The 18,776-nt window shown below is 38.2% G+C and carries 18 protein-coding genes and 1 other RNA gene; 14 read left to right on the top strand and 5 right to left on the bottom strand.

All coding sequences use genetic code 11. The features are described 5' to 3' along the window. Positions 1 to 53 precede the first annotated feature (53 nt). Positions 54 to 1,307, top strand: a complete 1,254-nt coding sequence (locus LC091_RS07795) for a YeeE/YedE family protein (protein ID WP_226681466.1) — start codon at positions 54 to 56, stop codon at positions 1,305 to 1,307. Between the two features lie 286 nt (positions 1,308 to 1,593). Next, positions 1,594 to 2,235, top strand: a complete 642-nt coding sequence (locus LC091_RS07790; RefSeq protein ID WP_226681465.1) for an NUDIX hydrolase — start codon at positions 1,594 to 1,596, stop codon at positions 2,233 to 2,235. A 49-nt stretch (positions 2,236 to 2,284) separates the two neighbouring features. Here LC091_RS07790 and cydS read toward each other — a convergent pair whose 3' ends face one another. From cydS to LC091_RS07780, 3 genes are read right to left on the bottom strand one after another with little or no spacing between them, the layout of a single operon-like run. Further along, complete coding sequence (gene cydS / locus LC091_RS20555) at positions 2,285 to 2,386, bottom strand: cytochrome bd oxidase small subunit CydS (protein WP_404819671.1); 102 nt, start codon at positions 2,384 to 2,386, stop codon at positions 2,285 to 2,287. Between the two features lie 13 nt (positions 2,387 to 2,399). Beyond that, on the bottom strand, positions 2,400 to 3,413 hold the full coding sequence (locus LC091_RS07785) for a cytochrome d ubiquinol oxidase subunit II (protein ID WP_226681464.1): 1,014 nt from the start codon (positions 3,411 to 3,413) through the stop codon (positions 2,400 to 2,402). A gap of 12 nt (positions 3,414 to 3,425) precedes the next feature. Then, positions 3,426 to 4,757 (bottom strand): cytochrome ubiquinol oxidase subunit I, encoded by a 1,332-nt coding sequence (locus tag LC091_RS07780; protein WP_226681691.1) that lies wholly within the window; start codon positions 4,755 to 4,757, stop codon positions 3,426 to 3,428. A 364-nt stretch (positions 4,758 to 5,121) separates the two neighbouring features. On the opposite strand from LC091_RS07780, the gene LC091_RS07775 reads away from it, so the two are divergent. The 10 genes from LC091_RS07775 (at position 5,122) to LC091_RS07730 (ending at position 14,140) form a co-directional block, all read left to right on the top strand. Further along, a complete protein-coding gene (locus tag LC091_RS07775; RefSeq protein WP_226681463.1) occupies positions 5,122 to 6,342 on the top strand; it encodes a tetratricopeptide repeat protein in 1,221 nt (406 codons plus the stop codon). Positions 6,343 to 6,528: 186 nt separating this feature from the next. After that, entirely contained in the window at positions 6,529 to 6,996 is a 468-nt protein-coding gene (locus LC091_RS07770; RefSeq protein WP_264179258.1) for a site-2 protease family protein, read from the top strand. 173 nt (positions 6,997 to 7,169) lie between these two features. Then, complete coding sequence (locus LC091_RS07765) at positions 7,170 to 8,306, top strand: sensor histidine kinase (protein WP_226681462.1); 1,137 nt, start codon at positions 7,170 to 7,172, stop codon at positions 8,304 to 8,306. Then, a complete protein-coding gene (locus LC091_RS07760; protein WP_226681461.1) occupies positions 8,303 to 8,902 on the top strand; it encodes a response regulator transcription factor in 600 nt (199 codons plus the stop codon). The genes LC091_RS07765 and LC091_RS07760 overlap by 4 nt, the downstream gene beginning before the upstream one ends. A gap of 129 nt (positions 8,903 to 9,031) precedes the next feature. Next, positions 9,032 to 10,258, top strand: coding sequence for a DEAD/DEAH box helicase (locus LC091_RS07755; RefSeq protein WP_226681460.1), 1,227 nt, complete (start codon positions 9,032 to 9,034; stop codon positions 10,256 to 10,258). 17 nt (positions 10,259 to 10,275) lie between these two features. Next, positions 10,276 to 10,566 carry a DUF6509 family protein gene (locus LC091_RS07750; RefSeq protein WP_226681459.1) on the top strand — a complete coding sequence of 97 codons (291 nt, stop codon included), beginning with the start codon at positions 10,276 to 10,278 and terminating at the stop codon, positions 10,564 to 10,566. Between the two features lie 44 nt (positions 10,567 to 10,610). Then, a non-coding RNA gene (ssrS, locus tag LC091_RS07745) (6S RNA) lies at positions 10,611 to 10,799 on the top strand. Between the two features lie 181 nt (positions 10,800 to 10,980). Then, a complete protein-coding gene (locus LC091_RS07740) occupies positions 10,981 to 11,250 on the top strand; it encodes a DUF1292 domain-containing protein (RefSeq protein ID WP_010193616.1) in 270 nt (89 codons plus the stop codon). Between the two features lie 191 nt (positions 11,251 to 11,441). Next, entirely contained in the window at positions 11,442 to 12,836 is a 1,395-nt protein-coding gene (locus tag LC091_RS07735; RefSeq protein WP_226681458.1) for an L-cystine transporter, read from the top strand. 257 nt (positions 12,837 to 13,093) lie between these two features. Next, a complete protein-coding gene (locus tag LC091_RS07730) occupies positions 13,094 to 14,140 on the top strand; it encodes an ATP synthase beta subunit C-terminal domain-containing protein (RefSeq protein WP_226681457.1) in 1,047 nt (348 codons plus the stop codon). Between the two features lie 51 nt (positions 14,141 to 14,191). On the opposite strand, the gene LC091_RS07725 is transcribed toward LC091_RS07730, so the two are convergent. Continuing rightward, a complete protein-coding gene (locus LC091_RS07725) occupies positions 14,192 to 15,547 on the bottom strand; it encodes a glucoamylase family protein (RefSeq protein WP_226681456.1) in 1,356 nt (451 codons plus the stop codon). Between the two features lie 276 nt (positions 15,548 to 15,823). Here LC091_RS07725 and trhO point away from each other — a divergent pair, with 276 nt between their 5' ends. Together trhO and fumC are read left to right on the top strand one after the other, a co-directional pair. Beyond that, entirely contained in the window at positions 15,824 to 16,783 is a 960-nt protein-coding gene (gene trhO / locus LC091_RS07720) for an oxygen-dependent tRNA uridine(34) hydroxylase TrhO (protein ID WP_226681689.1), read from the top strand. A 136-nt stretch (positions 16,784 to 16,919) separates the two neighbouring features. Beyond that, complete coding sequence (fumC, locus tag LC091_RS07715; protein ID WP_226681455.1) at positions 16,920 to 18,305, top strand: class II fumarate hydratase; 1,386 nt, start codon at positions 16,920 to 16,922, stop codon at positions 18,303 to 18,305. Between the two features lie 58 nt (positions 18,306 to 18,363). On the opposite strand, the gene LC091_RS07710 is transcribed toward fumC, so the two are convergent. Further along, entirely contained in the window at positions 18,364 to 18,687 is a 324-nt protein-coding gene (locus LC091_RS07710) for a hypothetical protein (protein ID WP_010193599.1), read from the bottom strand. Between the last annotated feature and the right edge of the window lie 89 nt (positions 18,688 to 18,776).

The following is an 18,776-nucleotide window of genomic DNA, read 5'->3' as shown; positions in this document are numbered from 1 at the left end:
CATTTGAACAATAAATAATTCCGATAAAAACAATATGAAAAGGTGTGATTGAATTGGCAGAAACAACTTATACTGCTGCTCGATTTGAAAAGCAACCAACCACAATTGTTGCTAAATTGAATCCAATCCAAAAACCTTTCTTGACGATTGGAGTACTAGCAAGCATCTTGCTACTCATAACAATTGTCGCTACAACAGATTGGGTTCAAGGGACTTTATATATGATTGGCTTGGCGCTGGGGATTACACTACTGCATGCACGTTTTGGGTTTACATCTGCATTCCGGCGCCTAATGTCTGTAGGTAATGTACAGGGATTGCAAGCGCACATGTTAATGCTGGCAGTAGCTACTACCTTGTTTGCCATCATCCTAAGTACAGGCTTCAGTTTTACTGGTAGTACACCAACAGGGTATGTTTCACCGGTAGGGGTAAGTGTGTTAGTCGGTGCTTTCATGTTTGGTATCGGGATGCAGCTCGGCAGTGGTTGTGCATCCGGTACTCTTTACTCAGTGGGTGGAGGCTCTTCCTCGATGATCCTGACATTAATGTCGTTTATCGTTGGATCTGTCATTGGAGCTTACCACTTTACGTTTTGGATGGAAGATACACCGGCACTACCGCCAATTTCCATTGCGGAATCGACTGACCTTGGCTTCTTTGGGGGATGGGCGGTACAGATGGCACTATTTGTGGGTATTTACTGGATAACAGTCCAAATAGCTAAGCGAAAAAATCCGCCAAGTATGAAACCATTGGCGACGACAACCGGTTGGAAAAAAGTAGTGCGAGGTTCTTGGCCTTTATTCGCGGCTGCTATCATTTTGGCACTTCTAAACGCTCTTACATTGGCAGTACGAGGTAACCCTTGGGGCATTACTTCTGCATTCGCCCTTTGGGGAGGGAAGGCATTAATGTTAATAGGAGTAGATGTTTCAAGCTGGGGGTATTTCACCGGAGCAAACGGTGAAGCTTTAACTCAGACGGTCCTCGCTGATTCCACTAGTGTGATGAACTTTGGAATTATCCTAGGAGCATTTATTGCAGCAAGTGCACAAGGTACTTTTAGACCCAAGAAAATCAAACCTGGGATTGCAGGAGCTTCCATTGTTGGTGGATTATTAATGGGGTATGGAGCAAGACTTGCTTTTGGATGTAATATCGGAGCATACTTTGGAGGAATTGCATCCTTCAGTTTGCACGGTTGGGTATGGATGGTCATGGCCATGCTAGGTACATTGTTAGCATTATTCATACGTCCACTTTTCGGATTGAAGAATCCAAAACCAACTGATTCAATATGTTAAAATATAAGAAAAAGCGATCCTTCAAAGGGTCGCTTTTTTATTTTTTATAAATAAAGCGGGAAATAATTATTAGTTAAAAATTAACACTTTCTTGGAATAACAAAAGAGAATAATATTCCAAGGAAGAATTTTTATATTGCAATAACATATGATTTTGTTATATCAAAATCATTTCCCGAACCCACATTATTCAAATGTAGTTGAAATATTGCAAATAAATTAGGTATTGTTAAAGAGAGATGTATTTAATATCAATTTTGTAGAATAAGTTAGTCAAGGGTAGGAGTTGAAGGTAGTCATGGGGGAACAAGAGAAGTTTAGAATTTATACCCAAGAAAGAGAATGTGTCGGGACTGCTTCAAGGGAAGAGGTCCATAAGAAAGGGTATTGGCATGAAACGTTTCACTTTTGGCTGATTGCAGAAATTGATGGGGAACATTTTCTTTATTTCCAACTTAGAAGCGAAGATAAAAAGGACTATCCTGGACTTTTAGATATAACTGCGGCAGGGCACCTGTTATATAATGAAAGTGTAGAAGATGGGATAAGGGAAGTAAAAGAAGAAATAGGTTTAACTGTAGCGATAGAAGAATTAGATTATCTAGGAGTTTTTCCTTATGAGAAAGAATGGAGGGACTTTATAGATAAAGAGCATGCGCACGTCTTTTTATTAAATAGGAAGATTTTGCTTCATGAATTTACTCTACAGCCGGAAGAAGTGAGTGGAGTGTATCTGGTTCCTTTGGATGGTTTTATGGATTTATGGTTTGAAAATCAGTCGCAAACAATTTTAATCGATGGGGTTATTCAGAGCATGGAAGGGAAAATGGAAGCGAGTAAGCGGAAGGTAAATAAAACAAATTTCGTTCCCCATAGAGAGGATTTTTACAAAGATGTATTACAAGCCATCATTAGTAAGATTTCATAAAGATAAAAAAACTGCTTTCCCCAAGTTTAGGGAAAGCAGTTTTTGATGTTTATTTATACTTCTCCTTCCCCTTGGCTCCCCAAAGGAACAAAACGAAAATACCTGTTACCACAATCAATGGCGAAGCATACATAATTAAGAAGTTTTCCATAGAACATACCTCCTTATTTTTTACCTTGCACGTACTTGTTGTCAAATAAGAACAGTCGCATCAATAGATACAAAGAAGGGATTAACAGAAACAGTCCTGCAATAAACGCTGTTATTAAGGCTATCGCCATCGCTTCATTTGTAAATCCATCATAGATTGTTAGATACGGATACAACAGATATGGCATATGTGATGCCCCGTAACCGAAGAAGGCCGTTGCAAATTGGAGCATCACCAAGATAAAGGCTACTCCAAGATGTTTCTTTTTCCACATGAGATAAACCGCTCCGAGGAAAAAGAGGAAGGAAAGACTGAACATCCAGGAAAGTTCCAACATTTTATCAAAGTGTTCAGGGTTATGATCGCTTAAGGCGAAAAAGACGAGAACACTGGCAAGTATCGTTGGAAGACTCCAATTTAAGGCATATTTTCTTAACACATCAAAGGCTTTTTCGTCTTGCGCTGTTTTAGCGTAAAATGCCAGGAAGTAAGCGGAGATGTAAAGAACACTTACTAACGCCAAGATGACAACTGCCCAGGAATAGAAACTGCTAAATAAGGCTGCATAATCAAGCCATACGGCGTCTTCATGTTTATAAATAAATCCACCCTCTGAAATGGTAAGCACAACAGAAAGGGAAGCAGGAATTAAGAGTCCTGTGGCTCCATATAAGGCTTGGTAAAAGTTGTTTCCTTTCTCTCCATAATGATGAAAAGCGTAGTAGGATCCTCGAATTGCCAATAGCACAATGGCGATACTTCCCGGTACTAAAAGGGTTGTTCCATAATAATAAGCGGTAGAGGGGAAGAACCCCACAATTCCAATGAAGAAGAAAACGAGAAACACATTTGTTACCTCCCAAACAGGGGAGAGGTAACGGACAATCACTTTGTTGATTAGATGGTTTTTCTTTGTAATTGTTGAATAATAACTAAAGAAACCAGCGCCAAAATCAATAGATGCTACAATTAAATAACCGTACAAAAATGTCCACAGTACAGTAATCCCAATTACCTCATAGCTCATTTGTCATCCCCCTTACTCCATGCCCCTGTCGTGAAGTTCATTCTCCACCGGGTTATTTTTAAACATTTTCCGTAACACAGTCGCACAAGTTGTCAGAAGAACGATGTAAAGTAAAACAAAAAGGACTATCATCAGATCAACATGCTCAGAGGTCGTTGCCCCTTGTTCAACCGTCATATAACCCACAAGTAACCATGGCTGTCTGCCAAGTTCTGCGAAGAACCAACCCATCTCAATCGCTAGTAGAGATAATGGTCCACCGGCAACTATTGCCCATAATAAAGGCTTGTTCCATTCATTCCATTTTCTCACTTTTGCAATCAAGACATATAGAATAGATATAAACGCCAGGAACATACCGATTCCCACCATTAAATCAAAGAAGTAATGGACAATTAATGGAGGAAGCTCATCCTCAGGGAACTCTTCCAAACCAATCACTTCTGCATCAGGCGTACCGTGAGCCAGAATACTTAAGGCATAAGGAATTTCCAAGGCATATTTCACTTCATTATTCTCTTGAAGTACACCACCCAATATCAGAGGAGCTTCTGTTGAAGTCTCAAAGTGCCATTCTGCTGCGGCAAGTTTTTCAGGTTGATATTTTGCTAGATACTTACCTGAGAAATCACCAATGATAGCAGTAGATATGGCAAAGATTGCAGCTGCTGTCATCGTAAGATGCAATGCTTTTTTATGATAAACATGATCTTTTCCTCTAAGTATCGCGAAGGCTGCTATTGCAGCTAAAACAAAAGCAGTTGTTAAATAAGCAGAAGATAAGACGTGAGCAACCTTTGTAGGGGTTGCGGGATTAAACATCGCTTCTAATGGACGGATATTGGTCAAAACGCCGTTTTCAAGGTCAAATCCTCTAGGTGAATTCATAAATCCGTTCACTGTTGTAATAAAGAAGCCAGAAGCCATTGCACCTAATGCCACAGGAATTAGGATAAAAAAGTGATAGATTTTCTTTTTAAACCGGTCCCATGTATATAAATAGATACCGAGGAAAATAGCTTCAAAGAAAAACGCAAAGGTTTCCATGAACAATGGAAGGCTGATAACATGGCCGGCCATTTGCATAAAATTCGGCCATAGCAAGCTCAACTGTAAACCGATAGCAGTCCCTGTCACTACTCCAATTGCAACGGTTATAACGAATCCGCGAGCCCATCTTCTCGCAAGCAGGCGATAATGTTCATCATTTCGCTTTATTCCCATCCACTCAGCCAAAGCTATCATAAGAGGAACTCCCACGCCGACAGTGGCGAAAATGACGTGAACAGCCAATGTAATACCTGTTAGAATTCGACTTAGGAAAACCGGATCATATTCAAACATCCCAAACATCCATACTCCACTCCTTTTTCAAACAAAAATTGCATTTCTTTACGTTACATTTACATTATACAATAGATTGCTCAATACTTCACAATATAAACTTCAAGCAAACTCTCTTACTAGTATATTCCCTTTAATCAATAAGCAAAACAGGGGGAAAGCGTTTGAATATGACATCTTTATGGCAAAGATTCGGCTAATTTGTGACAACGAGTGAAGAGAAGGTGAGGTTAAGATGCAATATGTTTATTTTCCCATTAATAGAAAAATAGTAGAAAAAAAAGTAAAACTTGATGGAATGTTGTATAAATATGTAGAAGAAGGTGGTAAAATATTCTTATAATTCACACAAAGGGTGTATACAATGAGTAATTTAAAAAATTATATCAATAGGCTTACTAAGGACACATTCTCGCTAAATTACAATCTAGATCAAGGGATTGTTGGCACCTTCGAATTATCAAATGGACATGAAGAAAAACTAAAAGTTCATGGGAATCTGAAATTTAAAACACCAATAGAGGAGCTATTATACAAGATTTATGATTTTACAGTGCTCCAGAATAAAAAAGCTGCAAGGGAAAAGTTTTTATACTTAAATGATGAGTTTGATATTGGTGATGTCTTATCAGATCCGAGCATAAACTTACTTTATCTTGTGGTAAAACTTAAGTACTATATCCTTAATAATGATAGAAAGCTTTATGAGCCAATATATAATCAAATAAGAAGTTTACCAAACAGCACAAATCCCTCGGTTGAGTATATACACCATAAAACGTTAGGAATCTATTTTTATCGAACCAATAATTTCTTACAATCCACTTTAGCACTTGATAATGCCTTATCTTTGGCTGAAAAACTTCCTTATATTTCTGAAGATGATAAAGCAGAACTTTATTATCAAATTTCATTAACAAAAATTAAAACATGTGATACATTTGAATCCATCTTTTACGCCGAAAAAGCTCTTTCACTCTACCAAAGTCTCTATAACAATAAACGCTCGGCTGAGTGTCATATTATTTTAGGTATCAACTATAATCACTCCAAACGACAAGACTTTGCTGAAAAACATTACCTATCTGCAAAAAACATTGGGGAGAACATTGGAGACTCTTATCTGGAATCGATGGCACTTCATAATCTGGGTTGCATCAAATCTTATTTAAAACAATCAGAGGAAGCGATCTTCTATTATTTAGAATCATTAAAAAGGAAAAGAGAAGAAGAAAGAAGTGTTTATTCCATACTAGGCCTTGTGGAAGAATATTACTTTTTGGACCAAACAGAATTTTCAAAGGAATGGGCGGAACAAGGGTTGAAATTGGCCATAAGAATGGATTTATCGGAATATATTCTTCACTTTACTGCACATATCTATCTATTAGATAAAAATATAGAATTAGAGCCGTATATCTTACAAAAGGTAATACCATATTTTAAAAATGCCGGGAATGAACGATATACCATTAAGTATATGGAAATGTTGGCCAAATACTATTTTAAAAACCATCAATACAAGTTAGCAAGTGAGTTTTACAACAGTTGTTTGCAAAATATAAAATTAAAAACCTCTTACTAAGAGCTATTTTAGAAGCCCACACTCAAAATTTGGTGTGGGCTTCTTTTGTAATGAGTGGGTATTTTGGTTTAGTTTTATTTTCTTGTCTCTATTCAAGTTTGAAAATCAAATATAGGGTATGTAAGCATTATTTAATTCTTTTACTTCAAGAGAAAGGTAGTGTTTACAGTGTTCGGAATAAATGACTTGTGGAAATTTTTCCTCTCTTTTTTTCTAGTGTTACCTGTTGTGACAATCATCCATGAATTGGGGCATTATTTCTTTGCTAAGCTCTTTGGCGGCAAGGTCATTGTTCATATAGGGACGGGAAATGTCCTTTTTAAATTTGGCTCTATCCGTGTAAGAAAGTTATATTTTTATGATGGTTGGTGCGAATATATTTCATTGAGCAAAAACGCATCTAAACTAGATAAGATTTTGGTTTACTTAGGGGGATCACTATTTAACACTTTGTCCATATTCATCCTGAATACTTTAATATTAAAAGAAGTATTGGAGCCGAGTATTTTCTTCTATCAGTTTACTTATTTCTCGTTTTACTTTTTGTTCTTTTCTCTATTTCCAATTAATCATTTAAATGGCTGCCCGAGTGATGGGATGGCAGCTTTAAATATAATAACGAATAAAAAGTTCAGTAAGAATCCATCTAATTAAAGAAAATATATGACATTTGTCATTACATGCCTATGACACGTATGACTATGCCACGTTTCAATAAAGGGGTAAAATGGAATTAAAAGTTTTAAATGTTATTTTACAGAACTTTCCTACTGATTTTGATATAATAACGTTAAAAGACATGTAAAAGGATAAATGAGGTTTCAAGTATGAAAAAGAGATATTTAATGTTTCAAAAAGGTTCTGGAATATCCCCTTATATCTGGAGCGTATTCAGCATTCTCCCATTTTATTTTATTTTCCAATCATCATCCACACCTGAAATAATAGTGGGTATATTTTTAACGATTCTATTTTTTATTGCTTATAGATTCGCGTTTATTTCTAATAAATGGCCTGTCTACTTATGGACCTGTTTATTGATAGGGATATCCATCACAATGACTATCTTGTTTCATTTCATTTACTTTGCTTTCTATATTGCTTTTTACAATGGAAAAATTAAAAATAAAATAGCCTTTACTGTGCTATACATCATCCATCTAATTGCAACTACAGTAGCAATCAACATAAATGTTGTCATGAGGGATGAGTTATTCTTAAAACAAATCCCATTTGTAGTGATTATATGGATTGCTGTAATTTTGCTTCCATTCAATCTTTATAATAAACGAAAACAAGATCAGTTAGAAGAGCAGTTGGATGTAGCAAACAAAAGAATTTCTGAACTTATCATACAAGAAGAAAGGCAACGGATTGCAAGAGATCTTCACGATACACTCGGGCAAAAACTCTCGTTGATTGGCTTAAAGAGTGATCTTGCAAGGAAGGTAATGAATAAGAACCCTGATCAGGCTAAATCGGAGTTAAAGGATGTTCAACAAACAGCGAGAACCGCGTTAAATGAAGTAAGACAAATGGTGTCTCAAATGAGGGGAATTCGTTTAAAAGAGGAATTTGTAAGGATAAAACAAATTCTGGACGCCGCAGAGATAGAACTAAATTTGGATCACGATCTACCTTTAAAGGACAATTCATTGTTCTTAGAGAACATTTTGAGTATGTGTTTGAAAGAAGCGGTTACCAATGTAGTTAAACATAGTAAAGCATCTAAATGCATGGTCCGGATGGAACAATTAGGAGACGAAATCAGGCTGACCATCCAAGATAACGGGGTTGGTATGACAGAGCAAGATGATATAGGAAAAGGCAGCGGACTGCTCGGTATTAAGGAACGACTTGAATTTGTAAATGGCTTGATGGAGATTAGTGGGGAACAGGGAACAACAATCCGAATTAAGGTGCCTAAAATGGTCAATCAGAGGGAACAGGAGGAGAAAGCATGATAAGGATAGTAATAGCAGAGGACCAACGTATGATGTTAGGCGCCTTAGGTTCATTACTAGATTTGGAAGAGGATATGGAAGTGGTCGGTATGGCCGGAAACGGGGAAGAGGCTGTCGCTTTATATCATAAATATAAGCCTGATGTATGTATCATGGATATTGAGATGCCAGAAAAAACAGGCTTGGAGGCAGCCGAAGAGTTAAAAGGCTTAGGGTGCAAAGTAATCATATTGACCACATTTGCAAGAACAGGGTATTTCCAACGGGCCTTGAAAGCGGGAGTTACAGGGTACCTATTAAAAGACAGTCCAAGTGAAGAGCTGGCAAACTCCATTCGAAGCATCGTGTCAGGAAGACGCGTCTATGCCCCGGAATTGATGGATGACTTTTACGGCGAGGAAAACCCGCTCACTGAAAGAGAAAAAGCGGTTCTGGAGCTTGTAGCAGATGGGAAGAATACGCAGGAAATAGCAGATGAATTAAGCATTAAATCAGGGACTGTTAGAAACTACATTTCTACCATACTGGATAAGCTCGAAGTGAAAAACCGAATTGAAGCCATTACCCAATCTAAGGAAAAAGGTTGGTTTAAATAAAATTGGATAGAATGATTACTGGCCGATCTGATAAAAGGATCGGTTTTTGTATATGCTCTACTTTATAATATGATATAGTTATTGGAGCTATTTTTTATAGGCTATAAATAGAAAAGAGACGTGATAAGAGTGACTGATTTTTTAAATTTAGGGATTCGTAAAGGAGTAAATCATTCCTTGAAATCCATGGGGATCAATTCCCCAACCCCAATACAAGAACAAACCATCCCTACAGTGCTAAAGGGACATGATGTAATTGCACAGGCGCAAACAGGAACAGGGAAAACATTAGCTTTTGTCCTTCCTATTTTGGAAAAAGTCGATGTGAATAACCCTGATACCCAAGTATTGATATTAACACCAACCAGAGAGCTTGCCCACCAAATTACAAAAGAGATAAAGAAATTAAAGGAAAATATAGATGATTTAAACGTTCTCGCAGTATATGGAGGACAGGATGTTAATTCCCAGTTGAAAAAGCTAAAGGGAGCACAGCATATTATCGTGGCAACACCTGGGCGTTTGTTAGATCATGTGAGAAGAGGGACTATTGATCTTTCCACCATCTCCATGCTAGTAATTGATGAAGCCGATCAGATGCTATTAATGGGTTTTCTTCCTGATATTGATACTATTACGGCAGAAACATTTTCTTCCCGACAGACGATGTTGTTTTCTGCAACGATTCCAAATGAAATTCATGCATTAGCTAAGAAATATATGAAACAACCAAAACATATTCAAATAGCGGAGAAACAAGTAACAGTAGCTACCATCAACCACTATGCCGTGGAAACGACTGACCGCCGTAAAGAAGGAACTATGATTCATCTCATTAAAGAACATAATCCCTACTTGGCCATCATCTTCTGTAGAACAAAGGCGAGGGTGCAAAAGTTGACTGAGGTTCTTAAACATGAAGGAATAGAATGTGAAGCATTACACGGAGATATCCCGCAATCCAAGCGTAACCGAGCAATGAAATGGTTCCGGGAAGCCAAACTTCAATACCTCGTTGCAACAGATGTAGCTGCTCGAGGGCTGGATGTAGAAGGTGTGACACATGTCTATAATTATGACATTCCTCAAGATTTAGAGACCTATATTCACAGGACAGGGAGAACAGGACGTGCAAGCGGAACAGGGGAAGCCTACACGCTCTATGCTCCAAGGGATGTGGATTTCCTACAAATGATTGAAAAGGGTATTGAAATGCCACTTGAAAAGCTCGTTTTTAAAGGCATCAGTATTCCTGACCGTGAGGACTATGAGGAAGAACGCAATGTTAATATAGCGAAAGCGCGAAAAGAAAAGGCAAGAAAAAAAGAATTTACTAACAGGAACTTCAAAAGATAGAAAGGAAGCGTTAATCGATGAACATTAAAGGACATGAAGCGGAAAAACTTAAAGACCCTACAGGTATTATTGAAGGGGACAGATATGAATTTTTTCTTGATTTGGAAATTGACGAAGAAGATGAGTTGTATTCAGAACAAGGTGTTTATTTAAAAGTGATATTTGCTGTGGAAGAGAGTGGCCATAGAATTGCACAATATCAATTCCTCGAAGAGAATACTAATAAAGCACTTGATTTCGAAATGGAAGAAGAAGAAGAGCAGGCTGTGCTAGCTTACTGTGGAGAGCATTTCCAGTCAGTACTTTAATCAAAACCATTTGCATTTTTTCTCGTTCTCCTGTACTATAGGGAAACAAGCTACGATGTACGTAACCATAACAAAGTTTTAACCTTTATACTTAACTAGGGAGTTTTATATAAAATCAGGAATGTCATGCCTCCATGGATAGAGGACGACAGGAATGGTTTTGCGAACACCCACTTTCAGGAGTGGTGGTTTAAAACTTTCTTATACTAAGTTACGGCAGTTGTGGCTTGTTCCTTTAAAAACACACTAAAAAACGAGCTTCCATCTTTAGAGGTGGAGGCTCGTTTTTATTTAGGCATTCACCAATCTAGTAACACAGTGTGTTAAGATAAGTAAGTTCTATGCAGTGTATAGAACAACGAGTACAAGGAAAAGACTTACAAGAGCAGTCAGTAAAAGAAGGGAGATATAAAAATGGAAAAGATAGAAGTAGGAGATATTTTTATTGTGACAGATGAAAATGATCAAGAGCAAGAACTTGAGGTACTTGGTACGATGGACGTAGCAGATTCTGTATACGTGGCAGTCGGATTTGTGGAAGAGATAGCAAAAGAAACGACTGGCGACGTAGATATTTTCTTCTTAAAAGTGGAAGAGGATGGCGAGTTATCAGAAATCGAAACGGATGAAGAGTTCAATGAAGTATCTGCAGCATTTGAAGCGATGGTAGACAAAGAACAATAATATTTATGAGGTTGTCCTGTAAAAAGGACAACCTCGTTTTTTGTTTGATGGGCATGTATGAGAATAAGCTTAATACACTATAACAGAGAATGATTTTTCCATGGAAAGTTATTCTTTAATATCCATTTCCTACTTGACAGGGATGTTTTAGTGGATTAAAGTATTTAATTAAGAAAGAAGGGGGAGGTAGTATGGATACTTTGTTTATTGTACTTAATATTATTTTATTACTTTTACTTTGCTTTGGGCTCTATACGATGCAAAAGAAAGGTGTTTCCTTTTCTAAGCGTGTATTCTCCGCATTAGGAACTGGAATTGTTTTTGGGCTTGGCCTTCAGTTTGTTTATGGGGCAGGTTCAGAAGTATTGAGCGGCTCCATCGACTGGTTCAACATTGTAGGGTCGGGTTATGTGAAATTTCTGCAGATGATTGTCATGCCATTAGTGTTCATCAGTATCATTGCCGCTTTCACAAGACTTACTTTAAAGAGTAATATCGGTAAGATCAGCGCTCTAATTATAGGTATCTTGGTTGGAACGACCGCAATAGCAGCTGCGGTTGGTATCGGTACCACACTCGTCTTCGATCTAGAAGCAATCCAAATTGAGCAAGGGGAAGCGGAGACCGCCAGAGGGGAACAGATGGAGCAACGTGCAGGGGACCTTGCATCCAAAACATTCCCGCAACAGATGCTGGACTTCATCCCATCCAATGTGTTCCTAGATTTCACTGGTGCACGTTCTACATCTACCATAGCCGTAGTAATCTTTGCAGCCTTTATTGGGATTGCCTATTTAGGGGTCAGAAGAAAGAACCCGGAACAGGCGGAATCCTTCTCTAAAATAGTAGATACATTCTATACCATCATTATGAGAGTTGTGACACTGATTCTCAGGCTAACTCCTTACGGGGTGTTAGCGCTAATGACTAGGGTTACCGCCACAAGTGATTACGGAGCCATTGCTAAACTCGGGCAGTTTGTAGCAGCATCTTATGTGGCACTGGCAATTGTTTTCGGTATTCATTTAGTTCTTTTAGCGATTGCCGGCTTGAATCCATTAACTTATGTTCGTAAAGCGATTCCGGTGCTATCGTTTGCCTTCACTTCGCGCACAAGTGCTGGAGCTTTACCATTGAACATTAAAACACAGACGAAAGAATTCGGTGTGTCAGATGGAATTGCCAATTTCGCGGGTTCTTTTGGATTATCCATTGGTCAAAATGGTTGCGCGGGTGTTTATCCAGCCATGCTGGCAGTGATGATTGCACCGACAGTTGGTATAAATCCGTTAGATCCATCATTCTTGTTTATGTTGATTGTCATTGTAGCTATCAGTTCGTTTGGGGTTGCTGGAGTAGGAGGCGGTGCAACTTTTGCAGCCATTCTCGTGCTTTCTGCAATGGACTTACCAATTGCACTTGCAGGTTTGCTGATTTCTGTAGAACCACTTATTGATATGGGACGTACGGCGGTGAATGTGAGTGGTAGTATGACCGCAGGTGTTCTGACGAGTAAAGTGACAAATGACCTTGATACCTCTGTATTTAACAGTAAAGCATCGACGGATATGGAGTTGGATGTTTGAGACGTTTTGGATGAGAAGAGAGGGCAGCTTAGGCGCTGCTCTCTTTTTTTGTGGTGTTTTATTACGAAATCCCAAATGTCACAATAACCGTTATAAAAGTCACACAATAGCTAAAGAAATAGTTACAATTTACCTCCGAAAAGTAACAATCCTAAATGTCGTATGTTAAAAGTAATAATAATTACCTTTAAACGTAATTTTATGTTGCTTTTGAAAAGGATTTCAATTACTCTATAAAGTAACAGGAGGTGAAAATATTGGAAAATGTAAGATTGAATGTAGCTTTATTGCGGAGAAAGGTACCAAACCTAACGAGCGCGGGTAAATCTGTGGGCTTAAGACCCGCCACCGTTTCAAATCTGTGCACAGGCAAAATTCCAATTGGAAGAGCAGAGGTACGCACCATTATCGCACTGGCAGATTTAGCGGAGTGTAGCTTGGATGAATTGATATTAAGAGGGGAGAAAGTCGATATGATTGAAACAAAAATAAAAGCAATCGATTTATTGGCTCCATTGACTAAAGGTGGAACTAACGGACTCGTAGCAAGGCCAGGAATGGGGCAACTTGTGGTTCTAGCAGAATTGTATTACCGCTTAAAACGCGATGGATATACTTCTATTATGCTTTCACCTAAGGGCGAGCATCCCGAAGTTGATGACATTCTTGATCATGTAGACTTCACAGTTAATACAATTGAAGAAGCTTACCAAAAAATCATGGAACTTGGACCAAATAAAGAGATAATTTTCACTGCCGACCGTGGCCATGTAGCCAATGGGAACATTCAGGACCTTCACAACAAACTAGAAAAGGTAGGAATGAACACAGTTACAACATTCCTTCTTGATTTAAGTGGTCAGGTAGTGGACGAAGACCTTCCTTATGGACCTTTAGAAACGTTATGGCAATTTGACGCAGACCTTGCAGCAAGACACAAATATCCAGCCATTAATCCCTTACAATCCACCTCATCTGTTTTAGAGGGCGCTCACCTAGATCAACACCACTTAACTATACAACAACGCTCACAAAAACTTCTTAGACGCTACCGTGAATTACGCTCACTTGTTCAAGTTAGAGGTATGGATCTACTTCCTGAAACTGAAAGCCAAACATATAAGAGAGGGGAAAGATTAGAAGCATATCTTACCCAACCATTCTTTGTAGCTGAACCATTCTCCGGTAAAAAAGGAGAAGATGTTGACCTCCCGACGATGCTTGAAGATATTAGAAAAATACTAGAAGGTTCCTATGATTCTGCAGAAGTGAATTCTTTATCCTATATCGGAACAATAAAATAGCTTGATAGCAACATAAAAAAAGAGCCGCTCAGCTTGGGGCTCTTTATATGTTTAATCCCTTATATCAAAATCCTCTACTTCCAAAAGATGTTCAGGTCTTTCTCCAATAGGATCTCGATGAAAATAATCCCTGATAACACCTTTCTTTAAGAAATTGGTGATAGAAGCCAAAATCATTCCCTGGTCCAACGATAAGTGAGTATGGGCAACTTCACCTGTTTCCAGATTAACCGTATCATAATAGCCATAATCTTCTCCATAGACTCCCATGTCTTGCAGCTTTTTAAGATTGTCATAGACTTCTTCAGGAGCATGCTCCAATGCAAGAAAGCTAGCATGGGGTGTTACTGTTGCTTTATCCTCATAACCTTCTGCTCCTAATACAGGTGCCCCAAACTCTCCATAATTATTTAGGATTGCTGCAGGCGAAAAGCCCCAAGCACCCAACTCATTCACTTCTGCATAACGGATTTGACCTTTTACATGCTGCAAATTATTTAAACCTAAACCATTTACACCGAGTTCGTTCTCTTTCATGACGAGGCTTGGCATCAACCCTTCAAACATACTGCCACCCCAGCTTGGTACATATTTGATTCCTTCATATTCATAGACACCTTGAAACACATTTACACCGTCGTAATTCTTCATAATTCCTGTAGGAGTTTGAGATTGCCAATCAAACTCTGGCGGAAAAGTTCGGTACAACTTCCACCAATGTTCCTCAGGTACATCTCCTTTGCCAATAGCAATGTAACTTGCCACTCGCGGCTCCGTATATAACATTCCGTAATGGTGAGGGGTGAGGCTTTCTTGTTCCTTATCATATCCACCATGTAGATGGCCAACAGAAGGGTCATAAAGGGTGGAATATTCCATTTGCTCCACGAGAGGATCTGTTAAGTCTTTCAACCCATCAAAATATTGCCCTGAAACGATTAACCCTGCAGTCAACCAACCATTATCAACACTAGAGATAAACTGTCCCCAATCTTTTTTTGGAGTTCCATCCTTCGTGTAGTACCAATTGTAATAAAGTCCGTTCCAAGTTTCCATTTCATTTAGTGTACGTAAAGTTTTTTCAACCCTTTGCTCGGCTTCCTTTTTGGATATGAATCCAAGTTCCACACCAGATACCATCCCTAACATATACATGGCAATATTAGTAGGGGATGTATGTTCAGCTTTCGTTTCATCTTGCTCAAAGTCCACACGATCCATGGTAAGCCCAGTATCAGTGTCTGTATAATCTTCAAAAAATCGAAACGTTTTTTCTGCCGTTTCTAATAGTTCCTTTTCCATTTCATTTTGCGGTTGAACAGTAGTTTTTTCTGTAGTACTTGTAAAATAAAGAACCATACCAACAACCACCATGACTGATAAAAATAACCCAAGTAACCTTTTCAAATATGAACAACTCCTTTTACTGGATTTAGTGAAACGTTTCGATAAAATGACTGAAAACGCCTTCATTTGTGTAAAATATACTCCTTATTTCAAAGTTATTCAACACTTTTCCTCCAAAAACAAATAAACAAATTGGCAAGCTATAGGTTATCGTAATAAAAGCTTGTCACATTCCCACCATTTTTGATATAGTAATATGTTGTAACTTCTTATATAAAGAAACAAGTATGTCAACTATGTAAATAGATAAATTTAATAAAGGTTATGGTGATTATGATGAGTCAAGACTATAGAGTATTATTGTATTATAAATATGTAGATATTGAGAATCCGGAAGAGGTTACTCAAGAGCACATGGAATTCTGTAAAGAGTTAGGGTTGAAAGGCCGTGTATTGATTGCAAAAGAAGGAATTAACGGAACTGTTTCAGGGACAATCGAGCAAACAGACGCTTATATTGAGCATATGAATTCACATCCTCTTTTCTCAGATATCATCTATAAAGTAGACGAAGTATCTGAACATGCATTCCCTAAAATGAAGGTTCGTTACCGTCCAGAGTTGGTGACATTACGTTTGGAAAATGACATTGACCCACGCAAAACTACAGGGAAGCATTTAAAACCAAAAGAATGGTTGAAAGCATTACAAAGCGAAGATACAGTAGTAATCGATGCTCGTAATGATTATGAGTACGACCTTGGACATTTCCGTGGTGCAGTGAAACCTGACATCAATACGTTCAAAGAACTACCTCAATGGATTAAAGAAAACAAGAAGAACTTTGAAGGGAAAAAGATCTTAACGTATTGCACTGGCGGAGTACGTTGCGAAAAGTTCTCTGGATGGTTGCTTGAAGAAGGTTTTGAAGATGTTTCCCAGCTGGATGGAGGAATTGTCACATACGGGAAAGACCCTGAAGTGCAAGGAGAACTATGGGATGGACAATGCTACGTATTCGACGAGCGAATCAGTGTTCCAATTAACCAGAAAGAACATGTAGTAGTCGGGAAAGATCATTTTTCTGGTGAACCTTGCGAGCGCTATGTAAACTGTGCAAATCCTGAGTGTAATAAAAAGATTTTGAGCTCTGAGGAAAACGAACACAAGTACCTGCGCAGCTGCTCCCATGAATGCCGTATAGATCCAAGAAACCGCTATATCATCGAGCACGGATTAACAGAAGAAGAAGTAAGCAAAAGAATGGATGCAATTAAACAAGAAGTTACAAACTAATTTAGCTAACCTGTTTCTCAAATGAGAGACAGGTTATTTTTGTGCAGTTAAAGAAATAATTATCTGAAAGACTACGTTTTTCTTTTTACTATAAAGGTAAATAGTAAGTAATGAGAAGAAAGGAGAGTTTACATACATGGAATATAGAATTGAAAAAGATACAATGGGAGAAATAAAAGTTCCTAAGAATAAGCTATGGGGAGCACAAACGCAAAGAAGCATCGAAAATTTTGCTATTGGTGAGGAGAAGATGCCAATAGAAATCATCCATGCTTTTGCACTATTAAAAAAAGCAGCGGCAAAAAGTAATCATAAATTGAGCAAGCTCTCTACCGGAAAAGCAGAGGCATTTACAGCCGCTGCTGAAGAGATAATAAACGGAAAATGGGATGAACATTTTCCACTTGTTGTGTGGCAAACAGGAAGCGGGACACAATCCAATATGAATGTAAACGAAGTGATTGCCAACAGGGCAAACCAACTTTTATTTGAGAGCGGAGGAGAGGACCGAATACATCCAAATGACGATGTGAACATGTCACAAAGCTCCAATGATACGTTTCCCACTGCCCTTCACATTGCTGGCGTGTTAGCAGTCGAGGAAAGACTTCTCCCAACTCTAACGAGACTAAAAGAGACCTTGCTTCAGAAGTCAGAGGAATTCAAGAATGTCATTAAAATAGGAAGAACACACTTACAAGATGCTACACCACTGACACTGGGCCAAGAAATCAGCGGTTGGTATCATATGCTCGAAAAAGGGGAGAAGATGATTGCAGAAAGCCTACCTCATATGAAAGAACTGGCAATAGGGGGGACAGCAGTAGGGACAGGAATAAATGCACATCCCGATTTTGGGGATATGGTAGCCGAAGAAATCACAACACTGACTGGGAAAAATTTTACTTCTGCAGCTAATAAATTTCATGCCTTAACAAGTCATGACCAGGTTGTTTATGTACATGGAGCAATTAAGGCACTTGCTGCGGATTTGATGAAGATAGCCAATGACGTAAGATGGCTTGCCAGTGGCCCAAGAAGCGGAATAGGAGAGATAATCATTCCTGAAAATGAACCCGGCAGTTCTATCATGCCAGGTAAAGTCAATCCAACCCAAAGTGAAGCATTGACGATGGTGGCAACGCAGGTGATGGGGAACGATGTAACAATTGGAGTTGCAGCAAGTCAGGGGAATTTTGAACTAAATGTATTCAAGCCGGTCATTATCTACAATTTTCTTCAATCGGTGACACTTTTGACGGATAGCATGAACAGCTTTAACGACAAATGTGTTAGAGGGATGGAACCTAATTTTGAAAAAATAGCCTTAAACCTTCAAAACTCTTTAATGTTAGTAACATCTTTAAACCCTCATATAGGATATGAAAAAGCTGCATCCATTGCTAAGCTTGCACATAAAGAAGGTTCTACGTTAAAAGAAGCCGCACTAAAACTAGAACTGTTAACAGAAGAAGAATTTGATGCCTTTGTTGATCCAAGTAAAATGGTACATCCACAATAAATAAGGTGGGCTGTAGGGAATACCCATTACACTGGAATTCCCTACAGCCCATTTCAATCTATTTCTCCATCATTTCGGTTTCACTGACTTTGTCAATTTTATCTACAAACATCTGAAACACTTTTCTTTTTTCATCCAGCTCTTTTATGTATTGTTTAAGTTCATTGAACTTCTCTTCATATGGCTTGTGATACGATTCTTTAATATTGTCAATGATTTCATCATTTATTGTAGACTGTATCACTTGTTTCGTAATACTGAACTTAATAGAATATAACTGAAGATCTGACTTCACTTTTTCATATTCATCATCAATTTCTTTCTTCTGCTTTAACATTTCTTCTTTCCATTCCAATAAAGAATCCTTTACATATGTCTGCATAGTTACCTCCCATGAACATACTGATACTAAGGTTATGTATTGTATATATAATATTAAAGAAAACGATCGAGTTTGTGGGGGTATTTTTC

The sequence above is a fragment of the Sutcliffiella horikoshii genome (assembly GCF_020524325.1).
GTDB lineage: Bacteria > Bacillota > Bacilli > Bacillales > Bacillaceae_I > Sutcliffiella_A > Sutcliffiella_A horikoshii_D.
Note: the sequence above shows the minus strand (reverse complement) of the source record. Positions and strands in the feature narration are given on the sequence as shown.

Coding starts and splice junctions, on each gene's coding strand:
- LC091_RS07710 (WP_010193599.1), bottom strand. CDS start 18,687: ATGCAGACATATGTAAAGGATTCTTTATTGGAATGGAAAGAAGAAATG.
- LC091_RS07740 (WP_010193616.1), top strand. CDS start 10,981: ATGGAAAAGATAGAAGTAGGAGATATTTTTATTGTGACAGATGAAAAT.
- cydS (WP_404819671.1), bottom strand. CDS start 2,386: ATGGAAAACTTCTTAATTATGTATGCTTCGCCATTGATTGTGGTAACA.
- LC091_RS07735 (WP_226681458.1), top strand. CDS start 11,442: ATGGATACTTTGTTTATTGTACTTAATATTATTTTATTACTTTTACTT.
- LC091_RS07765 (WP_226681462.1), top strand. CDS start 7,170: ATGAAAAAGAGATATTTAATGTTTCAAAAAGGTTCTGGAATATCCCCT.
- fumC (WP_226681455.1), top strand. CDS start 16,920: ATGGAATATAGAATTGAAAAAGATACAATGGGAGAAATAAAAGTTCCT.
- LC091_RS07785 (WP_226681464.1), bottom strand. CDS start 3,413: ATGAGCTATGAGGTAATTGGGATTACTGTACTGTGGACATTTTTGTAC.
- LC091_RS07750 (WP_226681459.1), top strand. CDS start 10,276: ATGAACATTAAAGGACATGAAGCGGAAAAACTTAAAGACCCTACAGGT.
- trhO (WP_226681689.1), top strand. CDS start 15,824: ATGAGTCAAGACTATAGAGTATTATTGTATTATAAATATGTAGATATT.
- LC091_RS07780 (WP_226681691.1), bottom strand. CDS start 4,757: ATGTTTGAATATGATCCGGTTTTCCTAAGTCGAATTCTAACAGGTATT.
- LC091_RS07775 (WP_226681463.1), top strand. CDS start 5,122: ATGAGTAATTTAAAAAATTATATCAATAGGCTTACTAAGGACACATTC.
- LC091_RS07760 (WP_226681461.1), top strand. CDS start 8,303: ATGATAAGGATAGTAATAGCAGAGGACCAACGTATGATGTTAGGCGCC.